Here is a 21,577-nt window from a genome sequence, read left to right as displayed (position 1 = left end):
GCGGCAATCCGAATTCGTATTGCTACCATCCTATCGATTGATCAGGAGCCGGTCCGCTATGGCCGCTACACCCGCCACGCGATCAGCAGCCCGTCCGGGCGCTCGTCCAGGCCTTCGCCCATCGTCCCGTGGCACCCGCAAGCCCGCGTTCATCAACACCGGCGCCGACGCCTTCCTGCGCGCCGAGACGCTGCACACCCCCCGCAGCGGCGAACCCGCCCCCCACATCAAGCGGGGCACCCGGTGGGGCACCATCACCTTCATGGTGGCCATCCACGTGCTGGCGGTGGTGGCCCTGCTGCCCCGCTTCTGGAGCGTGCCGGCGGTGGCCAGCTTCCTGGTGCTCTACTGGGTCACCGCCTGCCTGGGGGTGACCCTCGGCTACCACCGGATGCTCAGCCACCGCGCCTTCCGGGTGCCCCGCTGGCTGGAGCGCTTCTTCACCACCTGCGGCGCCCTGAGCTGCCAGCACGGCCCGATCGACTGGGTGGGCCTGCACCGCCACCACCACAAGTTCTCCGACACCGAGGTGGATCACCACAGCAGCCTGCGGGGCTTCTGGTGGAGCCACATGGGCTGGATGTTCGAGACCATCCCGGCCATGGGCGCCGTGCCCCGGCTCACCGGCGACCTGGTCAAGGACCCCTACTACCGCTGGCTGAACAACTGGTTCCTGGTGCTGCAGCTGCCCCTGGCAGGCCTGCTGTTCTGGATCGGCACCGTCACCGGCGCCGGCGGCTGGGCCCTGGTGCTGTGGGGCATCCCCCTGCGCCTGGTGGTGGTCTACCACTGCACCTGGCTGGTGAACTCCGCCACCCACTGCTGGGGCAAGGTGTCCCACGACAGCGGCGACCGCTCCCGCAACAACCCCTGGGTGGCGGCGCTCACCTTCGGCGAGGGCTGGCACAACAACCACCACGCCTTCCCCCACTCGGCCCGTCAGGGCTTCGGCCGCCAGATCGACCTCACCTGGCTGCACATCCGCCTGCTGCGCGGCCTCGGCCTGGCCAGCCAGGTGCGCCTGCCCGCCGCCGCCGCCCTCGGCAGCCGCTCCTCCCGCCGCCGCTAGAGCCCGGCCCCCGGCCTGTCGCGTAGGCTGGCAGATCGGCTCACGATCAGACCGGCCCGCATTCAGACCGGCTCGCCATCAGACCCCCACACCTTCACCATGGCCAAGCGCGTACAAGTCGTCCTCCGCGAAGACGTCCTCAGCCTGGGGAAGGACGGGGACCTGGTGGATGTGGCCCCCGGCTACGCCCGCAACTTCCTGGTGCCCACCGGCAAGGCGGTGCCGGTGACGCCGGCGGTGATGCGCCAGGTTGAGGCCCGCCGGGCCAAGGAGGCCGAGCGCCAGGCCGCCCTCAAGGCGGAGGCTGAGGCCTTCCGCACCGCCCTGGCCACCATCGGCCGCTTCACCGTCAAGAAGCAGACCGGCGGCGACGACGTGCTGTTCGGCACGGTGACCAACGGCGATGTGGCCGAGGCCATCGAGGCCGCCACCAAGAAGGAGGTGGACCGGCGCGACATCACCGTGCCCGAGATCCACCGCACCGGCTCCTACAAGGTGCTGGTGAAGCTGCACCCCGAGGTGACCGCCGAGATCAATCTGGAGGTGCTCAGCCACTGAGCTGCGCCCCGGCGCCGCAGCGCTCCGCCACCCCACCCCTGGGGTGGCTTTTTCGTTGCAGCACCACCGCCAGCGTCGGGCGCTGGTCAAAGCACGCCTGACCCGGCAGAGTGAACGACCCGGTCGCCACACCCGGCCCGCCCGCATCCCCGATTGCCGATGGTGAGCGTTCCCCTCAACCCCAACGGCCGTGAGCGGAGCGGCGCCGAGCCCCGCGGCGAAGCGCGGTTCGAGGCGCTGCCGGATTCCGTGCCGCCCCAGAACCTGGAGGCCGAGGAGGCGGTGCTGGGAGGCATCCTGCTCGACCCCGACGCCATCGGCCGGATCGCCGACGTGCTGCGCCCCGAGGCCTTCTACCTCAGCGCCCACCGGGAGATCTACCGCACCGCCCTGATGCTGCACAGCCAGGGCAAGCCCACCGACCTCACGGCCATGGCCGCCTGGCTGGCGGACACCGGCGTCCTGGAGAAGGTGGGCGGCAGCGGCCGGCTGGTGGAACTGGTGGAGCGCATCAGCTCCACCGCCTCGATCGACCAGGTGGCCCGGCTGGTGATGGACAAGTTCCTGCGCCGCCAGCTGATCCGCTCCGGCAACGAGGTGATCGCCCTGGGCTTCGACCAGAGCAAGCCGATGGAACTGGTGCTCGACGAGGCCGAACAGAAGATCTTCGCCATCAGCCAGGAGAAGCCCAGCATCGGCCTCACCCCCACCGCCGAGATCCTCACCTCCACCTTCAACGAGATCGAGAGCCGCTCCCTGGGCACGGCGGTGGCCGGCCTGCCGGTGAACTTCTACGACCTCGACGCCATCACCCAGGGCCTGCAGCGCAGCGACCTGATCATCGTGGCCGGCCGGCCGGCGATGGGAAAGACGTCGATCGTGCTCAACATCGCCAAGAACGTCGCCCAGTTGCACAACCTGCCGGTGTGCGTGTTCAGCCTGGAGATGAGCAAGGAGCAGCTCACCTACCGGCTGCTGTCGATGGAGGTGGGCATCGAGAGCGGCCGGCTGCGCACCGGCCGGCTGCAGCAGGAGGAGTGGCCGCTGCTGGGCCAGGGCATCAACACCCTCGGCCAGCTGCCGCTGTTCATCGACGACAAACCCAACGCCGGCGTGCTGGAGATGCGCTCCCTCTGCCGGCGGCTGATGGCCGAACAGGGGCGCGAGCTGGGCCTGGTGGTGATCGACTACCTGCAGCTGATGGAGGGCTCCAGCCCCGACAACCGGGTGCAGGAGCTCTCGCGCATCACCCGCGGCCTCAAGGGCATGGCCCGCGAGCTCAACGTGCCGGTGATGGCCCTCTCCCAGCTCAGCCGCGGCGTGGAATCGCGCACCAACAAGCGGCCGATGCTCAGCGATCTGCGCGAATCGGGCTCGATCGAGCAGGACGCCGACCTGGTGCTGATGATCTACCGCGACGAGTACTACAACCCGGAAACCCCCGACCGCGGCATCACCGAGGTGATCGTGACCAAGCACCGCAACGGGCCGGTGGGCACGGTGAAGCTGCTGTTCGAGCCCCAGTTCACCCGCTTCCGCAACCTTGCCGCCTGAACGTCAGCCAGGCGGCGCGGCGATCGCCGGCAGCTCCGCCCCCCCAGCGTCGCGGCTGCCGGGGCCGGCGGCCCTCTGGCTGCTGGCGACCGCCTGGTTCGCGCTCAATGCCGCCTCCCAGCGGCTGTTTTCCGCCACCGCCGAAACCGACCAGGCCGCCGAGCTGGTGCGCAGCCAGCTCTGGCAGTGGGGCTACGGATCCCAGCCGCCCCTCTACACCTGGCTGGCCAGGCTGCTGCTGGAGCTCAGCGGCCCGGCCCTGTGGCCCCTGCTGGTGCTCAAGGTGGCGATCCTCAGCGCCCTGGTGGCCAGCCTGCTGCAGATCGGCCGGCTGCTGCGCTTCAGCCCCGCCCAGCAGGCCATCGCCGTGGCCGGCATCGCCCTGATCCCCCAGTTCGCCTGGGAATCGCAGCGCGATCTCACCCACTCGGTGCTGGCGACGCTGCTGGCCGCGCTCACCCTGCTGCAGCTGCTGCGGCTGCAGCGCAGCCCCACGGCCGGTCACTACGCGCTGGCGGGGGTGCTGGGCGCCGGCGGCATGCTCAGCAAGTACACCTTCGGCGTGTTTCTGCTGGGCGCGCTGCTGGCGGGCCTGAGCCTGCCCGCCTTCCGCCGGCGCCTGCTGGACGCCCGGATGCTGATCGCCCTGGCCGTCGGCGCGGGCCTGCTGGCGCCCCACCTGCTCTGGGCGCTGGGCCAGCCCGATCTCGCCCTGGGCGGCCTCGACAAGCTGCAGGCCGGCCCGGCCTTTCCGATCGCCCAGCTGCGGGGCCTCGCCAGCGCCGCCTGGACCGCCATCGCCTTCCTCACGCCACTGTGGATCGTGGGGCTGGTGCTGGTGGCCAAGCGGCTCCAGCCCCCCGGCAACCCCGGCCAGCGGCTGCTGGCCCGCCTGCCGCTGGCGATCGCGGTGGTGCTCACGCTGGTGATCCTGGTGAGCGGGGCCACCCGGATCAAGGACCGCTGGTATCAGAACCTGCTCTTCTACGCGCCGGTCCTGCTGGCGGTGCTGAGCGGACCCGCCCCGCCATCCCGCCGGCTGCGGCTCTACCTGCAGAGCGCCGGCCTGGCGGCGGCGGCGGTGAGCGTGGCACTGCCGGCCCGGATTCCCCTGGCGGGGGCTCTGGGGCGCACCAGCGCCCTCAACGAGCCGGTCGTGGAGCTGCTGGGGCGGATCCGGGAGCGCCAGCAGGCGCCGGTGCTGGTGATCGCCTCCGACAGCTTCCTGGGCGGCAACGCCCGGCGGGTGTTCCCGGATGTGCCGGTGCTGCCGGCCCAGGCGCTGCAGCGCTTCGAGGGGCCGCCGCTGGCCGGTGGGGAGGGCCTGGTGCTGCTGCTGGCCTCGGCCGAGACCAAGGAAGGCCGGGGGCTCCCCGGCCTGCTCGAGGGCCTGGAGGCCGCCGGGCTGCAGGCTCCCGAGCCCGGCAGCTTCACGGCGGTGACGGCCCCGGCCCGCTGGGCGCCCCGGGAGCGCTACACGCTGTTCGTGCAGGCGCTGCCCGCCCACACGCTGGCGGCGGCGAGCCCCCGGCCCTCCACGCCGGGGGCTCAGCCCTCGGCCGCCGATCCGGAGCGGTAGGGGGCCAGCGCCGCCGCCAGCAGCGTGCCGGCCGGGATGGCGGCCACGGCCGGATTCTTCCACGACAGCTTGAACAGCCCTCCGCTGGCGGCATCGGCCAGGGCAGCGGCGGCCCCGGCGTCGTGCGCGGGGCGCACGGCCAGCCGGGAGAGGGCCTTGCCGGGGCGGTTGAGGCGTCGCGGGGTGCGGTTCCAGAGGTCGCGGAATGGCCGGTCGCGGGCCAGCAGGTCGGCGAAGGTGTAGTGGAAGAGGAAGTAGGGGTAGCGCCCCGTGAGGGCGATCACCGGCCGGCGCAGCCACAGCCGCGTGGCCGCCGGATGGATCTTGAACACCTCCCGCGCCGCCTTGTGCAGCAGCCGCTGCCAGCGGGGGTAGCGGGGCCGGGGCGGATGGGCGCTGAAGTAGGCGATCAGGCGCGCGCGCAGGCCGGCCACGATCGGATGCTGGGGCCGGGCCGCCAGAAACCAGTTGGAGAGCAGACGCTCGCGGGAGGCGTTGGTGAAGGCGAAGAAGCCGCTGGGCGCCACCAGGTCGTGGATGAAGGCATCGAGAGGCCGCGCGCAGAGGGTGGTGGCATCGGCCCACACCCCGCCATGGCGCTGCAGCAGCGCCAGCCGCACCAGGTTGGCCTGCATCTGCACGCCCAGCGTGGCGAACACCGGCTCCGGCAGCCCCACATCGGCATAGCGGGCCACCGTGCCGCGATCCAGCACGATCACCTGCCAGCCGGGGTTGAGCCGCCGCCACGACGCCAGGCAGCAGCGCACGATCTCGGGGGCGTTCTCCTCGCCCTGGAACCACAGGGCCCAGACGATGCGCGGCAGGGTGCTCTGCGGGTGCTCCTCGGACCCGCTGCAGCCGGTTGGATCTGCCACGGGATGCCTGGGCCCCTGCTGGGGCCGAGGATACGGGCAGTCCGCACCGCCACGCCGATGATCCGCTCCCGTGCCGCCGTGGCCTGGGCTCCGGGTGAGCCCCTGGAGGTCACCGAGATCGACGTGGCGCCACCGCAGGCGGGCGAGGTGCTGCTGCGGGTGGTGGCCAGCGGCGTGTGCCACACCGACGCCTTCACCCTCTCCGGTGCCGATCCGGAGGGGCTGTTTCCGGCAGTGCTGGGCCACGAGGGCGGCGCGATCGTGGAGGAGCTGGGCCCCGGCGTGACCTCCGTGGCCGTGGGCGACCACGTGATCCCCCTGTACACGCCCGAGTGCGGGCAGTGCACCTTCTGCCGCTCCGGCAAGACCAACCTCTGCCAGGCGATCCGCGTCACCCAGGGCCGGGGCGTGATGCCCGACGGCACCAGCCGCTTCTCCAGGGACGGCCGGATGCTGCACCACTACATGGGCACCTCCACCTTCTCCGAATACACGGTGCTGCCGGAGATCGCCGTGGCCCGCATCAACAAGGCAGCCCCCCTGGAGAAGGTGTGCCTGCTGGGCTGCGGCGTGACCACCGGCATCGGCGCCGTGCGCAACACGGCGAAGGTGGAGCCCGGCAGCAGCGTGGCCGTGTTCGGGCTGGGGGGCATCGGCCTGGCGGTGGTGATCGGCGCGGTGATGGCCGGGGCCTCGCGCATCATCGGCATCGATGTGAACCCCGAGAAATTCGCCATCGCCCGCCAGCTCGGCGCCACCGACTGCATCAACCCGCGTGAGTTCGACGCACCGATCCAGCAGGTGATCATCGACGCCACCGACGGCGGCGTCGATTACTCGTTCGAGTGCATCGGCAACGTGGATGTGATGCGCGCCGCCCTCGAGAGCTGCCACAAGGGCTGGGGCGAATCGACGATCATCGGCGTGGCCGGCGCCGGCCAGGAGATCAGCACCCGTCCCTTCCAGCTGGTGACAGGGCGGGTGTGGCGCGGTTCGGCCTTCGGCGGGGTGCGGGGCCGCAGTGAGCTGCCCGGCTTCGTGGAGGAGTTCCAGCAGGGGCTGATTCCGCTGGACACCTTCATCACCCACACGATGGGGCTGGAGGACATCAACCACGCCTTCGAGCTGATGCATGAGGGCAAGAGCATCCGCAGCGTGATCCACTTCTGAGCCACGGCTGATCCCCAGCCCGATTCCCTCCCCAAGCCGCGCCATGTCCGCCCTGGAGCCGTTCGAGGAACACCGCTGCTTCGGCGGCCTGCAGCGCCGCTACCGCGTGCGCTCCGAAGCGCTGGACGGGGACACGGTGTTCGCCGTGTTCCTGCCGCCCCGGGCCCTGGAGGGCCAGCGGGTGCCGGCGCTGTACTGGCTCTCGGGCCTCACCTGCACGGACGAGAACTTCATGCAGAAGGCCGGCGCCCAGCGGCTGGCGGCGGAGCTGGCCCTGGCCCTGGTAGCCCCCGACACCAGCCCGCGGGGCGAAGCGGTGCCGGGCGACCCCGAGGGCGGCTGGGACTTCGGCCACGGCGCCGGCTTCTACGTGGATGCCACCGAACCGCCCTGGAACCGCCACTACCGCATGCACACCTACGTGACGGCGGAACTGCCGGCGCTGCTGGAGGCGGAGCTGCCCCTGGATCCGGCTCGCCGCGGCATCAGCGGCCACTCCATGGGCGGCCACGGGGCCCTGGTATGCGCGATGCGCCATCCCGGGCGCTACCGCTCGGTGTCGGCGTTCGCGCCGATCTGCCAGCCGGGCGGCTGCCCCTGGGGACGCAAGGCCTTCAGCCACCTGCTCGGTGCCGATCCCCTGGCGTGGCGTGCCTGGGACGCCAGCCACCTGCTGGCCGGCGGCCAGGGTCCGGTGGGGCCCGATGGCGCCGCCCTGCCGGTGCTGGTGGACCAGGGCACGGCCGATGCCTTCCTGGAGAACCAGCTGCGGCCCCAGGCCCTGGCGGCGGCCGCCGAGGCCAGCGGCCATCCCCTCCACCTGCGCTACCGGGAGGGCTACGACCACAGCTATTTCTTCGTGGCCAGCTTCATCGACGACCACCTGCGCCATCACGCGCGAGCCCTGCTGGAAGGAGAGCCCTAGCCTGAACCGATGGACCAGCAGGCCGTCGCCGCCGGTATCGGCGCCGCACCCATCACCGAACCCACCCCCCCCAGCGAATCCTTCGACGTGATCGTGGTGGGCGGCGGCCACGCCGGCTGCGAGGCCGCCATCACCGCCGCCCGGCTGGGGCTGAGCACGGCCCTGTTCACGCTCAACCTTGATCGCATCGCCTGGCAGCCCTGCAACCCGGCAGTGGGCGGGCCGGCCAAGAGCCAGCTGGTGCACGAGGTGGATGCCCTCGGCGGCGTGATCGGCCGGCTGGCCGACGCCACCGCCCTGCAGAAGCGGGTGCTCAACGCCAGCCGCGGCCCGGCCGTGTGGGCGCTGCGCGCCCAGACCGACAAGCGCCTCTATGCCCGCCAGATGCTGCAGCTGCTGCAGCACACCCCCAACCTCGCCCTGCGCGAGGCGATGGTGACGGGGCTGGTGGTGGAGGGCGACGCCGATGGCGGCGGCAAAACCTGGGATCCCGGCCAGGGCCCGGCAGCGCGCGTCACCGGCATCCGCACCTACTTCGGCAGCAGCTACGCCGCCGGCGCCGTGGTCCTCACCGCCGGCACCTTCCTGGGCGGCCGGATCTGGGTGGGCAACCAGTCGATGAGCGCCGGCCGGGCCGGCGAGCAGGCGGCCGAGGGGCTCACCGAGGCGCTGCAGGCCCTCGGCTTCCGGATGGACCGCCTCAAGACCGGCACGCCGGCCCGGGTCGACCGGCGCAGCATCGCCCTCGATCAGCTGGAGGAGCAGCCCAGCGACGCCCACGACCGCTTCTTCTCCTTCGACCCCGCCAGCTGGGTGAGCGGCGAGCCGATGAGCTGCCACATCACCCGCACCACCGCCGCCACCCACCAGCTGATTCGCGACAACCTCCACCTCACGCCGATCTACGGCGGTTTCATCGACAGCAAGGGCCCGCGCTACTGCCCCTCGATCGAAGACAAGATCGTGCGCTTCGCAGGCAAGGACAGCCACCAGATCTTCCTGGAGCCCGAGGGTCGCGACACGCCGGAGATCTACGTGCAGGGCTTCTCCACCGGCCTGCCCGAGCGCCTGCAGCTGCAGCTGCTGCGCACCCTGCCGGGGCTGGAGCAGTGCGTGATGCTGCGGCCCGCCTACGCCGTGGACTACGACTACCTGCCCGCCACCCAGCTCAGGCCCAGCCTGGAGACCAAGCGGGTGGCCGGGCTGTTCTCCGCCGGCCAGCTCAACGGCACCACCGGCTACGAGGAGGCCGCCGCCCAGGGGCTGGTGGCCGGTCTCAACGCCGCCCGGCTGGTGCGCGGCCAGGAGCCCGTGCACTTCCCGCGCGAGGGCAGCTACATCGGCACGATGATCGACGACCTGATCACCAAGGACCTCCGGGAGCCCTACCGGGTGCTCACCAGCCGCAGCGAATACCGCCTGGTGCTGCGCGGCGACAACGCCGACCGCCGCCTCACCCCCATCGGCCGCGAGCTGGGGCTGATCGACGAGCGCCGCTGGAGCATCTACACCGCCAAGCAGGAGGCGATCGAGGCCGAGAAACGGCGGCTGGAGACCGTGCGCCTGAAGGTGACCGATCCCGCCGCCGCCGCGGTGCAGGACGACACCGGTGCCGCCATCAAGGGGTCGATCACCCTCGCGGATCTGCTGCGCCGGCCCGGCTTCCACAGCGCCGACCTGGTGCGCCACGGTCTCGCCGACCCCGCCCTGGCCGCCGACGTGCGCGAGGGGGCCGAGATCGACATCAAGTACAGCGGCTACCTGGCCCGCCAGCAGCAGCAGATCGACCGTGTGAAGCAGCAGGAGCACCGGCCGATCCCTGCCGGTGTGGACTACGCCGCCATCGGCACGCTCTCCGCCGAGGCCAGGGAGAAACTGACCGCCGTGCAGCCCGTCACCCTCGGCCAGGCGGCCCGCCTGCCTGGCGTCAGCCCCGCCGACGTCACCGCCCTGCTGCTCTGGCTGGAGCTGAGCAAGCGGCGCTCGAGCGTCGGCAGCCCATGCTGATCTCGCACCGCCACCGCTTCATCTTCCTCAAGACCCAGAAGACGGCCGGCACCGCCATCGAGATCGCCCTGCGGGCGCTGCTGCTCGAGCCGGGCGACGTGATCACGCCGATCTCCGCGGAGGATGAGCGGCTCAGCCGGGAGCTGGGCCGGCCGGGTCCGCGCAACTTCCGGGCGCCGCTGCATCGCTACTCCGGCCGGGATCTGGCCCGGCTGCTGGGCCGGGCGAAGCTGGCCAAGCGCTTCTACAACCACATCCCGGCGGCCGAGGTGCGGGCCCGGCTGCCCCTCCCGATCTGGGACGGCTATCTCAAGATCAGCGTGGAGCGCAACCCCTTCGACAAGGCGATCAGCAGCTACTACTGGCGCACGCGCAAGCAGCGGCAGCCGATGGCGCTCGCCGACTACGTGCGCACCTGCCCTACAGCGGAGCTCTCCAACTGGCCCATCTACACCATCAACGACACACCGGTCACCGATGTGATGCTGCGCTACGAATCCCTGCAGGAAGATCTGCTGGCCCTCTCGAGCCGCCTCGGGCTGGAGCAGCCCCTGGCGCTGCCGCAGCAGCGGCCCAAGGGTGATCACCGCCAGGACCGGCGGCCCTGGCAGGAGGTGCTGGACCCGGCCAGTCAGGAGCGCATCGCCCTGGTGTGCGCCCGGGAGATCCTGGCCCTGAACTACACGCTGCCCCCGCCGGACCCATCCTCCGCCCAGCCCCGGCACCCATGAGCCCGAGTCCGAATTCCGGCCCGGCCGAAGCCGCCGGGCCCGAGCCCGCCGCAGCCGCCGAAGCCGCGCCACCCAAGCAGATTCTGTGCATCAAATGGGGCACGAAGTACGGCCCGGAGTATGTGAACCGGCTCCAGCGCATGGTGGCCCGGCACATCACACCGCCCTTCACCCTGGTGTGCTTCACCGACGATCCCACCGGCATCGACCCGGCGATCCGCACCCTGCCCCTGCCGGAGCTGGGCTGCCCGGAGCCGCAGCACACCCGCGGCAAGTGGCGCAAGGTGGCCCTCTGGGGGCCATCCCTGGAGGGGCTGCAGGGCACGGCCCTGTTCGTCGATCTGGACTCGGTGATCGTGGGCAGCCTCGATCCCTACTTCAGCCACGGCGATCCCGACGCCGTGATCCTGGAGCGCAACTGGTCCCGTCCCCTCAGCGGCCTGGGACAGACATCGGTGTTCCGCTTCCGCATCGGCTCCCATCCGCAGATCCTGGAGCGGTTCCGGCGCGATCCCCAGGCGATCGCCGATCACTTCCGCTACGAGCAGCACTTCATCACCGCCTGCCTGGGCAGGGAGCTGCGCTTCTGGCCGCGGGGCTGGACGCGCCACTTCCGCCTGCACTGCCTGGGCCCGATGCCGCTGCGCTACCTGCGGCCGGCGCGGCTGCCGGCCGGCAGCCGCATCATCACCTTTCCGGGGGGGCCCAACCCGTCCGATGTGAGGCTGGGCCGGTGGAACGGCCAGTCCCCTGTCTATGCCGGCCGCCGGGCCCACCTGCGCCGTCTGCTGCAGGAGCGGAACTGGCGCGACCTGCGCCGCTTCGTGATGCCGGTGCCCTGGATCGACCGGCACTGGACCTGAAGCGGAAGCGCGAGGTGTGATGCGCAGACTCTGGCGGCCACCCCTGCGGGGAAGCGTGCATGTGTGTGGCTGCGGCCACTCCGGCACCTCGATCCTCACCCGCCTGGTGGGGGCCCACTCGCGCATCCACGCCATTCCCGGCGAGTCCGGCGTGGCCAAGAAGGAGCGCTACGGCCGCTACCGCGAGGCCCTGGAGCGGTTCTGGCGCGACAGCGAGGCCGCGGGCGCGGACCTGTGGGTGGAGAAGACCCCCAAGCATGTGCGCCACCTCGGCTTCATCCTCGACGCCGCTCCCAGCAGCCGGATCCTGCTGATCTGCCGCAACCCGCTGGACACGGTGGCCTCGCTCAAACGGCGCTACGGCCGGCTGGGCAAATCCCTGCGCCGCTGGAAGCACGACAACGCGCGCGTGCTGCGCTGGCGGGAGCACCCCCAGACGCTCCTGGTGCGCTACGAGGATCTGGTGCGCAGCCCCCAGGCGTGCCTGGAGCCGGTGATGGGGTTCCTGGGGCTGAGCTTCGAGGCCGGCCAGCTCGGCTACCACGAGCAGCCCGTGAGCTGGTACGGGAGTGCGCCGGCGCAGGAACCCGCGGCCGGGGCGATCGGCCACCCGCAGAACCGCAACCGCCAGATCAACCAGCCCCTGTTCGACGGCACCGGGAGCTACAGCCAGCACCTGAACGCGCAGGAGATCAGCCAGGTGCGGCGGTCCTGCCGGCGGCTCGCGGAAGCTCTGGGCTACAACCTCACCGCCGGCTGAGCCGGGCCCATCGCCGCGCCTGCGGAGCACCTTCGTCGGTGCCATGTCGAAGTCGAACGAAAACCCACCTGGACTGCCGCTTCCATCCGCAGCCGATACACTGCGTGCACTTTTCCGCGGGTGCCGGCCGTGACTTCCGTGCGTGCCATCCCCACCTCCCGGGCCTACTGGGAACTCCGCGCAGAGCAGGTGCTCAACCGCGTGTTCTCGCCCGAGGCGCCCATCGAGGTGGAGGTGTGCGAAACCCCCGGCCCCGCCGGTGCCGCACCGTTTGCGCCGCCCCGCCCCCAGCCCCGCGCCGGCAGCCCCGGCCCACGGCAGGCCCCCCGGCCCACGGCGCGCGCCGGCGCCGTCTCCCGGGCCAGGCAGCGCATGTCCTCCGCCTGGAGCGGCAGCCTGCAGCATCAACCCGCCCTGGTCATCGCTGCCGTGGGGCTGACGGTGACCACCCTGGCGGGCAGTGCCCTGATCGGCCTCAGCCTCTGGAGCCAGGGGCAGCAGGCCCTGCGCCAGGAGCGCAACATGCTGCTGGTGGAGCGGCTGCGCGCCATGGGACCGGCCACCCTGCCCACCACCGCTGCCGCCGAAGTCCCCGCCGCACCGACCCTGGATCCCGTGGAAGCGGGCCAGGCCGCGGCAGGGGACGAGCTGCCGCCGCCCCCGGTGGAGCCCTGGATGGAGGAGCTGGCCACCCTGCCGGCCAGCAGCGCACCACGGGCCAATGTGCTCAAGGTGCCCATGAGCGCGCGGGTCAGCAAGCCGGCCCCGGCTGCCGCCACCGGCTCCGGGCCCAGCCAGCCCAGCCCCGCGCCGGCAGCCGACGACCCCTCCCTGCCCCAGCTGGTGGGCGTGGTGCAGGTGCCCGGTCAGGGCGGCTCGGCGATCTTCCAGGTGGGGGGAAGCTCCACCAGCGCGGCCATCGGTGATGCCATCGGCAGCAGTGGCTGGCGGCTGCAGTCGGCCAGCGGCGACGCGGCGGTGATCGAGCGCAACGGCCAGCAGCGGCGGATCAGCATCAGCAGCGGCTCCTGATCAACCGGCAGCGTTTCTAGGCTGCCGCCTGTCGAGCAGCACACCGCCATGACGGCCACGGGCCTGAGTGCGCCACCCAGCCCAGCGGGCCCCACGGCCAGCCCGTCGCCCACCCCCCTGTGGGAACGAGATCTGGCGGAGGAGGGATCCATGCATGCGCTGGCCGCAGCGCTCAGGGGCCCCTGGCGGCTGCTGCTTCTGGGAGACGGCAGCCCCACCCGTCACCTGGAATCCCTCACCGGCCTGCCGGTGCGGATCGAGCTGATCGCCATGAGCCCCCAGGCCCGGGCGGATCAGGACGGGGCCCGCCCGCCGCAGGAGGTGGCCGAGCTGGCACTGCCCCTGCTGCGCCGCCAGGTGTGGCTGCGCTGCGGGCAGCACACCCTGGCCTGGGCGGAGAGCTGGTGGAACCAGCGCCAGGCCGACGCCCACCTGCGCCAACGGGAGCAGCCCATCTGGCGCAGCCTCACCAGCAACCGGGCCGAGCTCTTCCGGGAAGTGGATGGCCTGGCGCTGGTGCAGGCACCGTGGCTGGCGAGCCGCTTCGGTCACGGTGGCCCCTTCTGGAGCCGCCACTACCGCTTCTTCCGCGGCGGTGAGCCACTCACCGTGATCCGGGAGGTGTTCTCGCCGGAACTTGAACGCTGGCTGGGGCCCGCCGCCGCCGGCAGCAGCGCCGCGCCCGGTCTGGATTCGTGAGCCGGGAGGGGTTGACGGATTGACAGCGACCATGGCAAGCGCTGCATTGGGTGGCGAATGGCGCGTGTCCGACCATGACCGCCTCCCTCCCTTCCCCCCAGGCCGAGTGGCTGAGCCTCACCGATCTGGGCCGTCTGCACGGCATCTCCGCGGTGCACTGCGGCCGCATCCTCTGCGAGGCCGGCCTGCGGCTGGCCAGTGGCGCCCCCAGCCATGAGGCCCTGCACCGGGGGATGGCCCTGCAGCCCCTGCCCCGCCGCCACAACCGCAGCGCCCTCTGGAACCGCGGCAGCTGCGGCGCGCTGCTGGAGCGGCAGGGACTGCGGCCCCTGGCCCAGCAGCGCCTGGTCCGCCAGTGGGCCGACCTGCTGGAAGCGCTGCTGATGGGAGCGAACGCCGTGAGCGTGTCGGTGGAGGAGATGGCGGTGGAGATGCCGCCCCAGCTGCGCCGCCCGGTGAACCAGGAGCTGCGCCAGCGGGGCAGCAGCCTGCAGCTGACTCAGCCCAGCCGCAGGGCCTCCGCCTGCCGGGCCGCGTTCTCGAGCAGCTGGCGCAGCTGATCCTCGTCGGTGTGGCTGAGGTTGGTGCGCAGCAGCTTGGCGTGCGGCGCATGGGCCCTCAGGCGCTCGATCACCCGGTCAGCGGTGGCCTCCCGGATCAGCAGACAGAGCGCGGCGGTGCCCCGGGGCAGGGTCTCGCCCAGCTCGCGCATAAAGGTGTCGTTGATGCCGATGTCGGAGAGGGAACCGGAGGCGGCGCCGACGCCGGCGCCGACGGCGGCACCGAGCAGGGGATTGAGGAACAGCAGGCCCACGAGGGTGCCCCAGAAGCCGCCCCCCAGGGCGCCGGCGGTGGTGAGGTTGACGGCCTGGCGCAGATGCACCTGGCCGTCCCCGTCGTGTTCCACCACCACGGCGTCCTCGAGGGCGATCAGCCGCTCCTTCTGGATGTCCACCAGCTCGCGGCGCACCTCCTCTGCCTCCGCTGCCTTCGGGAAACCCACCACCACCAGGCTGCTCATGGACCCTGCGCCGATGGCCCCAGCGTAGTCAGCCGGGCCGGCGGCGACTGGAACGGGGCAGGGGACGCTCCGCCTCCCGGGCGCGCGCGGCCTCTGAGGCCTCCCGGGCGGCCTCAGCGCTGAGGTCGGGGGCACGGCCGGGATCGCTCAGCGGGCGCTGCCAGCGGGGCCGCGAGAAGCTGGTGTCGTCGGGCCAGCCGTCGGCGGCGGCAGGCAGGCGGCGGTCGGCGCGCCGGGAGATGGCCTCCAGGGGCCGGCGGCGTCCCCCGGCAGGCGGCGGCGGTTCATCCGTGCCTGCCACCGGTGCCAGCCGCCCGGTGCGCCGGGGCCGGGGCTCCTGCCAGGGCTCGCGCCAGTCGTCCTCGTCCTCGAGGATCCAGTCCAGCCTGTCCTCCACCCAGCGGCCCAGATCCCCGAGGCGGGAGCGCCCCGGCCCGGGCCCGGTGCCGGGGCGGGCGGCCGGGCGCTGGCCGGAGCGGGAGCCGGGGCGGGCGCCGGAGACCCCATCCACCAGCTGGCGACCGGCGTTGACGAGGCGATCGAGGCCCTGCTCGAGCGGCTCTGCGTAGGGGCGCTGCTGGTCGGACCGTCGCTCAGGCATCGGCCAACGCTACCGGCGCCGAAGCGCCAGCCGGCGCTCGCGCAGCAGACCCACCGCGGCGATGGCCACGCCGGCCCACTGCAGGGTCCAGAGAAAGACGCTCACGGGCACGCTCAGGTGGGCCGAACCTAGGCCGCCGCCGCCACGAACTCCAGCAGGCAGCTGGCATCCCAGAGACCGCCGTGGTGCCGCTCGCAGCAGGCCCGGCAGGCCAGGCCCCGCACCCGGCGCCGGTAGGGAGCGCTGATGCCGCAGCGCGGGCAGCGGGCGATCCAGCGGCAGGGGCCGGCCTGGCCGGCGGGAAGGGGGTAGCGGTGGCGCACGCTCACCACGAACTCGCTCTGGGCGGCATTGATGGCGGCCATGCGGGCCCGGAAGCGGGGCCCATGCACCTCCCGCTCCTGCAGCACCCGGTCCACCCAGGCGTGGATCATCTCGTGGCAGAGCGTGGACAGCAGCGCCTCGCGCGGCAGGGGCTCGAGCAGGGGGCGCGAGAGCACGATCTCGCAGAACGACTGGCCGGCGGTGTCGCGGCCGCGCCGGTAGAGGCCGGCGCTGCGGCGCAGGCGGCCGTCGCTCCAGCGCACCGCCACCAGCGGCCGGCCGGCGGGCGCGAGGCAGCCGTCGAAGTGCTCGCGGTCGAGCCGGTGAAAGAGGGGCAGCAGGGGTTCGAGCGGCACGCCGGGCGCTGCGGGGAGGGCTGGTCAGTCAGACTCTGGGGCCATTCAACACAGATGCAACGGCCCATGGACTGGCAACTGGTGCAAGGCATCGGCACCAAGGCCCTGCTGGCCGGCGCCGGGGCCCTGCTCCTCTACTGGACGATCACCGCGGTGAAGCTGGTGCTCAGCGCCCGCGGCATCAATCCGCTGCTCAAGCAGTTCTTCACCCAGATCGCCAACGGCCAGCTGGACGGCGCCTATCTGCTCACCACCAGGAACTACCGCACCCATGTGAACCGCAAGCAGTTCATCCAGTTCCTGGCCGGCCTGAAGCTCAACAAGTACCGCAACCTCAAGAGCGGCCGCCCCAGGCTCAACGACGGCCAGCTCACGCTCACCGTGAAGCTGCTCACCGAGGCCAAGGAGGAACTGCCGCTCGACTTCACCTTCGTGAAGCTCGACGAGCAGTGGCGCATCGACCGCATCCGCCGCCAGACCGCCTGAACGTTGGCTCCCACATCGGCCTCAGCGGCACAGGCCGCCCGGGCGGCCGAGCTGCGCCGGCTGCTCAACCACGCCGCCCACGCCTATTACGTGCTGGACGCGCCTGTGATGGAGGACCCGGTCTACGACCGGCTCTACCGGGAGCTGCTCGAGCTGGAGGCGGCCCACCCGGAGCTGCACAGCCCCGACAGCCCCACCCAGCGGGTGGGCGGCGCGCCGGCGGAGAGCTTCAGCAGCGTGGAGCACCGCATCCCGCTGCTCAGCCTCGACAACGCCTTCTCGCTCGACGAGCTGGAGGCCTGGTATGGCCGACTGCTCAAGGTGCTCGACCGCACCCCGCAAGCCGGTGAACCGTTGCCCCAGCTGGCGATGGTGGGCGAGCTGAAGATCGACGGCAACGCCCTGGCCCTCAGCTATGAGCATGGGGTGCTGGTGCGGGCTGCCACCCGCGGCGACGGCGAGCGGGGCGAGGAGATCACCGCCAACGTGCGCACGATCCAGAGCGTGCCCCTGCGCCTGCAGCTCGAGCACCCCCCCGCCTGGGTGGAGGTGCGGGGCGAGGCCCTGATCCCCGATGGCACCTTCGCGGCGATCAACGCCGAGCGCGCGGCCCGCGGCGAGGCCCTGTTCGCCAACCCCCGCAACGCCTGCGCCGGCACCCTGCGCCAGCTCGATCCGAAGGTGGTGGCGGCGCGGCGGCTGGACTTTTTCGCCTACACCCTGCACCTGCCGGACGACGGGGAGTCCAGCGGGGTGGCGAACGGCGGCGATCCGGCGCGGCCCACCAGTCAGTGGGAATCCCTGCAGTGGCTGCAGGCCGCCGGCTTCAAGGTGAACCCCAACGCCGAGCTGCTGCCCTCCCTGGCGGCGGTGGAGGCCTTCTTCGCCCGCTGGGAGGACGAGCGCAAAACGCTCGACTACGCCACCGACGGCGTGGTGGTGAAGCTCGACGACCTGCGCCTGCAGGCCGACGCCGGCTTCACCCAGAAGGCGCCGCGCTGGGCGATCGCCCTCAAGTACGCCGCCGAGGAAGCTCCCAGCAAACTGCTGCGCCTGGCCTGCCAGGTGGGCCGCACCGGCGTGGTCACGCCCGTGGCCGAGTTCGAGCCCGTGCCCCTGGCCGGCACCACGGTGAGCCGCGCCACCCTGCACAACGCCGACCGGCTGGCGGAGCTGGATCTGCACGCCGGTGACACGATCGTGGTGCGCAAGGCCGGCGAGATCATCCCCGAGGTGGTGCGGGTGCTGCCGGAGCTGCGCCCCGCCGGTGCGGTGCCGCTGCAGCTGCCCCAGGTGTGCCCGGAGTGCGGCTCGGAGCTGGTGCGCGAGCAGGGGGAGGCGGCCACCCGCTGCGTGAACAGCAGCTGCCCGGCGATCCTGCGGGGCTCGCTGCGTCACTGGGTGAGCAAGGGGGCCCTGGATGTGGACGGCCTGGGCGTCAAGCTGATCGAGCAGCTGGTGGAGAAGGGTCTGGTGGGCTCGATCGCCGACCTCTACCGGCTCGACGGGGCGCTGCTGGCCAGCCTGGAGCGCATGGGCGCCAGGAGCGCCGAGAACCTGGTGGGCGCCCTGGCCGCCTCCAAGGCCCAACCGTGGCACCGCCAGCTCTATGGCCTGGGCATCCACCACGTGGGCGAGGTGAACGCCAAGGCCCTGGCCCAGACCTTTCCCAGCGCCGCCGAACTGGCCAGCGCCGCAGCCGACACGCCCGAACGGATCACAGCCGTGTTCGGCATCGGCGAGCAGATCGTCCAGAGCCTGCAGCAATGGTTTGCCACCCCCGCGAACCAGCGACTGCTGGAGCAGCTGGAGGCGCTCGGCTTCTCCCTGGCGCTGAGCACGGCGGAGCGCCAGGTGGCCGCTGGAGCTTCAGGGCCGGCCGGCGATGGCGCGGCGGCGCTGCAGGGCCAGACCTTCGTGCTCACCGGCACCCTGCCCAGCCTCAGCCGCCGCCAGGCCCAGGACATGATCGAGGCCGCCGGCGGCAAGGTGACGGGCTCGGTGAGCAAGAAGACCAGCTATGTGGTGGCCGGGGCCGAGGCCGGCAGCAAGCTGGCCAAGGCCGAGAGCCTGGGGGTGGCGGTGCTGGACGAGGCGGGGCTGCTGCAGCTGCTGGCCCAGGGGAGCTGAGCGCTCTGGTGGACACGCTCAGGCGTCCGGATCGAGGCGGTTGGCCAGCCAGGCCACCGGCAGCATCGCCAGCATCGCCAGGGCGCACACCGCCAGCTCCGTCCAGCCGATCGGCGCGGTGCTGAACAGGGCATGCATCGGCCCCCACTGGCTGAACACCAGTTGCACCAGCACGGCCAGGCCGATCCCCAGCAGCAGCTGCGGCGCCTGGGACACCGAGCCGTTCCGCCCCAGCAGCCGCAGCGCCAGGGTGCGGCCCAGCTGGCTCACGCTCAGCAGATAGATGATGCGGGCCGCCACCAGGGCCTGGATCGCCGCGGTGCGGGCCAGCTCCAGGCTGCCGCCGCCGCCGCGCACCCACTCGAACACGCCGAAGATCAGCAGCCAGTTGAACAGTGAGACCACCAGGATCCGGCGCAGCAGCCGGGGGGTGAGCAGGGCCTCGGCCGGATCCCTGGGCGGGCGCACCATCGTGTCCGGCGCCTTGGGCTCGAAGGCGAGCGGCACCGTCATCGTGATCGAGTTGATCATGTTCAGCCACAGCACCTGCAGGGCCAGCACCGGCAGATCCCGCGCCAGCAGGGCGCTGATCAGGATCGTCATCGATTCACCGCCGTTCACCGGCAGCAGGAAGGCGATCGCCTTGCGCAGGTTGCGGTACACCGTGCGCCCCTCCTCCACCGCCGCCTCGATCGAGGCGAAGTTGTCGTCGGTGAGCAGCATGTCGGCCGCCTCGCGGGCCACCTCGGTGCCGCCCCGGCCCATGGCGATGCCGATGTCGGCCTGGCGCAGGGCCGGGGCGTCATTGACGCCGTCGCCGGTCATCGCCACCACCTCGCCGCGGGCCTGCAGGGCCTCCACCAGGCGCAGCTTCTGATCCGGGGCCACCCGGGCGAACACCTGGCCCTCGGCGGCAGCCGTGGCGAAGGCCGGGCCATCCATGGCGGCCAGATCGCGGCCGGTGTAGACGCGCAGCCTGGCCGGATCGTCGGCCCCCAGGCCCATGCGGGCCGCGATCGCCGCGGCCGTGGCGGCATGGTCGCCGGTGATCATGCGCACCGAGATGCCGGCCCGCTGGCAGGCCTGCACGGCGCTGATCGCCTCGGGCCGCGGCGGATCAAGCATGCCCTGCAGCCCCAGGAACACCAGATCCCCGTCGAGATCGGCATGGTCGAGATCATGCCGGTGGTGGGGCAACCGCCGCGACGCGAAGGCGATCAGGCGCAGCCCCTCACCGGCCAGCGCATCCACCCGCTGCTGGATCACCGCGGCATCGAGCGGCACCAAGGCGCCGTCGGCGGCGAGCATGCCGCTGCAGCGGGGCAGCAGCGCTTCCACCGACCCCTTCACCTGCAGCAGCCGCTCCTCGCCGTCGTGGAGGCTGGCCATGTACTGGTATTCCGAGGCGAAGGGGATGGCATCGAGGCGGGGATCGACGGCCTCCAGACCCGCCTGGGTGAACCCCGCCTTCTCCGCCGCGGCCAGCAGGGCCGCCTCGGTGGGATCGCCGAGCACCGTCCACACACCATGCTCCTGCTTCAGGCGCGAGTCGTTGCAGAGCACGCCGCAGCGCAGCACCTGCTCCAGGGGCGCCGGCAGCGGATCCACCACGGCACCATCCGCAGCGAGCAGATCACCGTGGGGGCTGTAGCCCGTGCCCGACACGCGGTAGGTCACACCGCCGGCCACCACCACCTGCACCGTCATCTGGTTCTCGGTGAGAGTGCCGGTCTTGTCGGAGCACACCACCGTGGCGCTGCCGAGGGCCTCCACGGCCGGCAGCTTGCGGATGATGGCGTGGCGGGCGGCCATGCGGTTCACGCCGATGGCCAGCGTGATCGTGACCACGGCCGGCAGGCCCTCGGGAATGGCACTCACCGCGAGGGCCACGGCCGCCTCGAACACCTCGGCGAAGGGCTGGCCCCGGCCCAGACCGATGGCCAGGGTGAGGGCCGCCACCGCCAGGATGAAATAGAGCAGCACGCGGCTGAAGCGGGCGAAGCGGCGGGTGAGCGGCGTGCTCAGCGACAGCCGCTGCTGCAGGGAGCGGGAGATCTCGCCCATCTCGCTGGCCTCGCCGGTGGCCACCACCACGCCCCGGCCCTGGCCGAAGGTCACGAAGCTGCCGGCGTAGGCCATGCAGCGGCGGTCGGCCAGGGGCGTATCCGCCGGCAACGGGGCCGGATCCTTGGCCACCGGCAGGGATTCGCCGGTGAGGCCCGATTCGTCGATCTGCAGGTCGCGCTGCTCCAGCAGGCGCAGGTCGGCCGGCACCTTGTCGCCGGCCGCCAGCAGCACCACGTCCCCCGGCACCAGCTCCCGCGACGGGATGCGCAGGGTCTGGCCGTCGCGCAGCACGGTGGATTCGGTGCTCACGGAGCGGGCCAGGGCGGCGATCGCCCCTTCGGCCTGGGCCTCCTGCACGAACCCGATCACGGCGTTGATCACCGTGACGGCCCAGATCACCAGGGCGTTGGTCCAGGAGCCCAGCAGGGCCTTGATCAGACCGGCCGCCAGCAGGATGTAGAGGAGGGGCTGGTGGAACTGCAGCAGCAGCTTCAGCCAGGCGGGCCTGCCGGGCAGCTCCGGCAGTTCGTTCCAGCCGTGGCGCTCCTGCCGCCGCGCCACCTCCGCCGCCTCAAGGCCGGTGAGGGGATCACTGCCCAGTACGCGCAGCAGCGCCTCAGGGAGCTCGGTGTGGGGCGCCCGGGCCTGCGGCGCGGGGGTGGCGGCGGTGGCGCCAGCCTCGGTGGGAGGAACCGGTGGCATGGCCCGTCTGCATGGAACACCGCTGCCCGCAACCTAGGCAGAGGCCGCCGCAGCCCGACGGCAGCCAG

At 72.2% G+C, this 21,577-nt stretch carries 20 protein-coding genes; 15 read left to right on the top strand and 5 right to left on the bottom strand.

Annotated elements, in window-relative coordinates; genetic code table 11:
- The first annotated feature begins 58 nt into the window (after positions 1–58).
- From KBY90_RS10405 to KBY90_RS10390, 4 genes are all read left to right on the top strand, one after another.
- Entirely contained in the window at positions 59–1,069 is a 1,011-nt protein-coding gene (locus KBY90_RS10405) for a fatty acid desaturase (protein ID WP_254968535.1), read from the top strand.
- Between the two features lie 99 nt (positions 1,070–1,168).
- Positions 1,169–1,627, top strand: a complete 459-nt coding sequence (gene rplI / locus KBY90_RS10400) for a 50S ribosomal protein L9 (RefSeq protein ID WP_254968533.1) — start codon at positions 1,169–1,171, stop codon at positions 1,625–1,627.
- A 159-nt stretch (positions 1,628–1,786) separates the two neighbouring features.
- The gene (gene dnaB / locus KBY90_RS10395; RefSeq protein WP_254968531.1) at positions 1,787–3,181 is read left to right on the top strand and encodes a replicative DNA helicase; all 1,395 of its coding nucleotides are present in this window, start codon (positions 1,787–1,789) and stop codon (positions 3,179–3,181) included.
- Positions 3,171–4,760 (top strand): glycosyltransferase family 39 protein, encoded by a 1,590-nt coding sequence (locus KBY90_RS10390; protein WP_254968530.1) that lies wholly within the window; start codon positions 3,171–3,173, stop codon positions 4,758–4,760. The genes dnaB and KBY90_RS10390 overlap by 11 nt, the downstream gene beginning before the upstream one ends.
- Here the strand turns inward: KBY90_RS10390 and KBY90_RS10385 are convergent.
- Positions 4,730–5,635: a capsular polysaccharide synthesis protein gene (locus KBY90_RS10385; protein WP_254968529.1), complete on the bottom strand. Its 906-nt coding sequence runs from the start codon at positions 5,633–5,635 to the stop codon at positions 4,730–4,732. The two genes, KBY90_RS10390 and KBY90_RS10385, sit on opposite strands and share 31 nt — an antisense overlap.
- Positions 5,636–5,692: 57 nt before the next feature.
- On the opposite strand from KBY90_RS10385, the gene KBY90_RS10380 reads away from it, so the two are divergent.
- From KBY90_RS10380 to KBY90_RS10340, 9 genes are all read left to right on the top strand, one after another.
- The gene (locus KBY90_RS10380) at positions 5,693–6,805 is read left to right on the top strand and encodes an S-(hydroxymethyl)glutathione dehydrogenase/class III alcohol dehydrogenase (RefSeq protein WP_261353234.1); all 1,113 of its coding nucleotides are present in this window, start codon (positions 5,693–5,695) and stop codon (positions 6,803–6,805) included.
- A 43-nt stretch (positions 6,806–6,848) separates the two neighbouring features.
- On the top strand, positions 6,849–7,730 hold the full coding sequence (gene fghA, locus KBY90_RS10375) for an S-formylglutathione hydrolase (protein ID WP_315858722.1): 882 nt from the start codon (positions 6,849–6,851) through the stop codon (positions 7,728–7,730).
- Positions 7,731–7,739: 9 nt separating this feature from the next.
- Complete coding sequence (gene mnmG, locus KBY90_RS10370; protein WP_254968528.1) at positions 7,740–9,737, top strand: tRNA uridine-5-carboxymethylaminomethyl(34) synthesis enzyme MnmG; 1,998 nt, start codon at positions 7,740–7,742, stop codon at positions 9,735–9,737.
- Positions 9,731–10,468, top strand: coding sequence for a hypothetical protein (locus KBY90_RS10365; protein WP_254968527.1), 738 nt, complete (start codon positions 9,731–9,733; stop codon positions 10,466–10,468). The genes mnmG and KBY90_RS10365 overlap by 7 nt, the downstream gene beginning before the upstream one ends.
- Positions 10,465–11,331: a hypothetical protein gene (locus KBY90_RS10360; protein WP_254968526.1), complete on the top strand. Its 867-nt coding sequence runs from the start codon at positions 10,465–10,467 to the stop codon at positions 11,329–11,331. The genes KBY90_RS10365 and KBY90_RS10360 overlap by 4 nt, the downstream gene beginning before the upstream one ends.
- A gap of 19 nt (positions 11,332–11,350) precedes the next feature.
- On the top strand, positions 11,351–12,091 hold the full coding sequence (locus tag KBY90_RS10355) for a sulfotransferase (protein WP_254968553.1): 741 nt from the start codon (positions 11,351–11,353) through the stop codon (positions 12,089–12,091).
- Between the two features lie 129 nt (positions 12,092–12,220).
- Positions 12,221–13,123, top strand: a complete 903-nt coding sequence (locus KBY90_RS10350; protein ID WP_254968525.1) for a hypothetical protein — start codon at positions 12,221–12,223, stop codon at positions 13,121–13,123.
- A gap of 48 nt (positions 13,124–13,171) precedes the next feature.
- Positions 13,172–13,822: a chorismate lyase gene (locus KBY90_RS10345; protein ID WP_254968524.1), complete on the top strand. Its 651-nt coding sequence runs from the start codon at positions 13,172–13,174 to the stop codon at positions 13,820–13,822.
- A gap of 74 nt (positions 13,823–13,896) precedes the next feature.
- Positions 13,897–14,382, top strand: a complete 486-nt coding sequence (locus KBY90_RS10340; protein ID WP_254968523.1) for a hypothetical protein — start codon at positions 13,897–13,899, stop codon at positions 14,380–14,382.
- Here KBY90_RS10340 and KBY90_RS10335 read toward each other — a convergent pair.
- The 3 genes from KBY90_RS10335 to KBY90_RS10325 all read right to left on the bottom strand — a co-directional run bounded on the left by KBY90_RS10335 (position 14,322) and on the right by KBY90_RS10325 (position 16,124).
- Positions 14,322–14,843 (bottom strand): DUF1269 domain-containing protein, encoded by a 522-nt coding sequence (locus KBY90_RS10335; RefSeq protein WP_254968522.1) that lies wholly within the window; start codon positions 14,841–14,843, stop codon positions 14,322–14,324. The two genes, KBY90_RS10340 and KBY90_RS10335, sit on opposite strands and share 61 nt — an antisense overlap.
- Positions 14,844–14,871: 28 nt before the next feature.
- Entirely contained in the window at positions 14,872–15,444 is a 573-nt protein-coding gene (locus KBY90_RS10330) for an RNA helicase (protein ID WP_254968521.1), read from the bottom strand.
- Between the two features lie 128 nt (positions 15,445–15,572).
- Positions 15,573–16,124 carry a SprT family zinc-dependent metalloprotease gene (locus tag KBY90_RS10325; protein WP_254968520.1) on the bottom strand — a complete coding sequence of 184 codons (552 nt, stop codon included), beginning with the start codon at positions 16,122–16,124 and terminating at the stop codon, positions 15,573–15,575.
- 66 nt (positions 16,125–16,190) lie between these two features.
- On the opposite strand from KBY90_RS10325, the gene KBY90_RS10320 reads away from it, so the two are divergent.
- On the top strand, positions 16,191–16,610 hold the full coding sequence (locus KBY90_RS10320; RefSeq protein ID WP_254968551.1) for a hypothetical protein: 420 nt from the start codon (positions 16,191–16,193) through the stop codon (positions 16,608–16,610).
- Between the two features lie 3 nt (positions 16,611–16,613).
- The gene (gene ligA, locus KBY90_RS10315; protein ID WP_254968519.1) at positions 16,614–18,740 is read left to right on the top strand and encodes an NAD-dependent DNA ligase LigA; all 2,127 of its coding nucleotides are present in this window, start codon (positions 16,614–16,616) and stop codon (positions 18,738–18,740) included.
- 18 nt (positions 18,741–18,758) lie between these two features.
- On the opposite strand, the gene KBY90_RS10310 is transcribed toward ligA, so the two are convergent.
- The gene (locus tag KBY90_RS10310; RefSeq protein ID WP_254968518.1) at positions 18,759–21,509 is read right to left on the bottom strand and encodes an HAD-IC family P-type ATPase; all 2,751 of its coding nucleotides are present in this window, start codon (positions 21,507–21,509) and stop codon (positions 18,759–18,761) included.
- Positions 21,510–21,577 lie beyond the last annotated feature (68 nt).

The organism is Cyanobium sp. CH-040, assembly GCF_024346135.1.
In the GTDB taxonomy this organism is placed as follows: domain Bacteria; phylum Cyanobacteriota; class Cyanobacteriia; order PCC-6307; family Cyanobiaceae; genus NIES-981.
Note: the sequence above shows the minus strand (reverse complement) of the source record. Positions and strands in the feature narration are given on the sequence as shown.

Coding starts and splice junctions, on each gene's coding strand:
- KBY90_RS10405 (WP_254968535.1), top strand. CDS start 59: ATGGCCGCTACACCCGCCACGCGATCAGCAGCCCGTCCGGGCGCTCGT.
- KBY90_RS10360 (WP_254968526.1), top strand. CDS start 10,465: ATGAGCCCGAGTCCGAATTCCGGCCCGGCCGAAGCCGCCGGGCCCGAG.
- KBY90_RS10345 (WP_254968524.1), top strand. CDS start 13,172: ATGACGGCCACGGGCCTGAGTGCGCCACCCAGCCCAGCGGGCCCCACG.
- mnmG (WP_254968528.1), top strand. CDS start 7,740: ATGGACCAGCAGGCCGTCGCCGCCGGTATCGGCGCCGCACCCATCACC.
- KBY90_RS10330 (WP_254968521.1), bottom strand. CDS start 15,444: ATGCCTGAGCGACGGTCCGACCAGCAGCGCCCCTACGCAGAGCCGCTC.
- KBY90_RS10310 (WP_254968518.1), bottom strand. CDS start 21,509: ATGCCACCGGTTCCTCCCACCGAGGCTGGCGCCACCGCCGCCACCCCC.
- KBY90_RS10355 (WP_254968553.1), top strand. CDS start 11,351: ATGCGCAGACTCTGGCGGCCACCCCTGCGGGGAAGCGTGCATGTGTGT.
- KBY90_RS10320 (WP_254968551.1), top strand. CDS start 16,191: ATGGACTGGCAACTGGTGCAAGGCATCGGCACCAAGGCCCTGCTGGCC.
- fghA (WP_315858722.1), top strand. CDS start 6,849: ATGTCCGCCCTGGAGCCGTTCGAGGAACACCGCTGCTTCGGCGGCCTG.
- KBY90_RS10380 (WP_261353234.1), top strand. CDS start 5,693: ATGATCCGCTCCCGTGCCGCCGTGGCCTGGGCTCCGGGTGAGCCCCTG.
- KBY90_RS10335 (WP_254968522.1), bottom strand. CDS start 14,843: ATGAGCAGCCTGGTGGTGGTGGGTTTCCCGAAGGCAGCGGAGGCAGAG.
- dnaB (WP_254968531.1), top strand. CDS start 1,787: ATGGTGAGCGTTCCCCTCAACCCCAACGGCCGTGAGCGGAGCGGCGCC.
- KBY90_RS10340 (WP_254968523.1), top strand. CDS start 13,897: ATGACCGCCTCCCTCCCTTCCCCCCAGGCCGAGTGGCTGAGCCTCACC.
- KBY90_RS10365 (WP_254968527.1), top strand. CDS start 9,731: ATGCTGATCTCGCACCGCCACCGCTTCATCTTCCTCAAGACCCAGAAG.
- rplI (WP_254968533.1), top strand. CDS start 1,169: ATGGCCAAGCGCGTACAAGTCGTCCTCCGCGAAGACGTCCTCAGCCTG.